Annotated in this window: 1 protein-coding gene and 1 pseudogene; both read left to right on the top strand. The window is 52.5% G+C overall.

Going from position 1 to position 1,711, the window contains the following annotated elements:
• The first annotated feature begins 73 nt into the window (after positions 1-73).
• Entirely contained in the window at positions 74-409 is a 336-nt protein-coding gene (locus Q1A75_RS23840) for an alanine:cation symporter family protein (protein WP_366142238.1), read from the top strand.
• 264 nt (positions 410-673) lie between these two features.
• Positions 674-1,612 (top strand): annotated as a pseudogene (locus Q1A75_RS23835) (IS481 family transposase).
• Positions 1,613-1,711 lie beyond the last annotated feature (99 nt).

Here is a 1,711-nt window from a genome sequence, read left to right as displayed (position 1 = left end):
CAAACCAATCAGATGAGCCAAACTCTCTCTTAGTTTAGACCGCCATTGGCCCCAAAAACCATGACGACGGACAATCAGCTGGTTCCCACTACCGCTGGCCTTTGGTGCATTGCTCTTTGCATTCTCGACAATGATTTCGTGGTCATACTATGGGTTGAAGGGTTGGACCTATCTGTTTGGTGAAGGCCATATGGGGCAGACGATCTATAAGCTGATGTTCTGCGCGTTTGTGGCATTGGGCTGCATGGTGCAACTGGGACCGATCCTGGATATTTCGGATGCTCTGGTCTTCCTGATCTGTGTGCCGAACATCCTAGGTCTGTATGTCCTCGCACCAATCGTGCGGCGCGAAATGATAAGCTATAAGGCGCGTTTGGCCAACGGCGAGATCAAGAGATACAGCCACTGAACAAAAGGAAACGCCCCCAACATCAGCGATATGCATGTCGATACATATCGCTGATGTTGGGGACTTTGCTCCAGTATCGAAAATGGGAGCTTGCGCAAACGAAAGAGTACTTGGTTCGATATTTGTTATTCCATATCAAATTCTTACCCGATTTAATCCCAAGGTTTGATGGTGTGATCCTTTCTCATGAATGGAAGGGAGCACCATGGGACAGGTTCGTCACGGGAGCGCCACGTACCGCTGCCCGACAGGGTTATGCGAAGCATGATCCCAAGAGGGGACGCACACTGTCCATGCATCAACACAGTGATCGCGGAGCTGAGCCGAGAGCTCGGGATCAATCCCAAGACTGGCGCGAGGTGGCGCAAGCGGCAGACTGTCGAAGGTCGGAAGACCGGCTTGAAGGAGCCACGCTCCATTGTTCTCAGCGAGGAGGAGGAGGAAGCCATGGTCCTCGCGTTTCGTCGGTACACCCTGTTACCCTTAGATGACTGTCTTTATGCGTTGGAGCCGACTATTCCGCATCCGATACGTTCTTCTTTGCATCGCTGCCTGAAGAGGCAGGATATTTCGCGCCTGCCGGATGTCGAGGGCGGCAAGCCGAAACGGCCGAAGTTCAAGCGATGTCCTGTTGGCTACTTCCGCATCGATATTGTCGAGGTCAGGACCGAGGAGGGCAAACTCCATCTCTTTGTGGCCATTGACCGAACCAGCAAGTTCGCTGTGGCGCAACTGGTCTACAAAGCAAACCGCAAGACAGCATGGGAGTTCCTCAAATACCTTCTGGAGAACCTGCTCTACCATATCCACACGATCCTGACGGACACCGGAATTCAGTTTGCCGAGCGAACCCAGAACAGGAACACCATCTATTCGCGACCAAATGCGGTTCGATATGATCTGTAAAGCAAATGGCATCGAACATCACCTGACGAAACCGAACCATCCCTGGACCAACGGTCAGGTCGAACGCATGAACCGCACAATCAAATCAAGGAAGCAGCGGTGAAGCGGTATTACTACGACAGCCACGGGCCGCTTCGCAGTCACCTCTCCGACTTTCTAGGCGCTTACAATTTTGCACATCGTTTGAAGACCCTGAGCGGCCTCGCGCAGTACGAATACATCTGCAAAATCTGGACATCAGAACCACAGCAATCCAATCTAAATCTAATCCACCAGATGCCAGGGCTGAACAGTTAGCCTTGAAGGCAAGGCCAGATGGTGTGGATGGCGGCCGGTCCAGTGCGTCGTAATGCGGGTGTCTGAATCTGTGATTGAGAGGAGCCACCCCATGCAAGT

It is taken from the genome of uncultured Tateyamaria sp., from assembly GCF_947504105.1.
Lineage (GTDB): Bacteria > Pseudomonadota > Alphaproteobacteria > Rhodobacterales > Rhodobacteraceae > Tateyamaria.
This window is presented reverse-complemented; position numbering and strand designations above follow the sequence as displayed.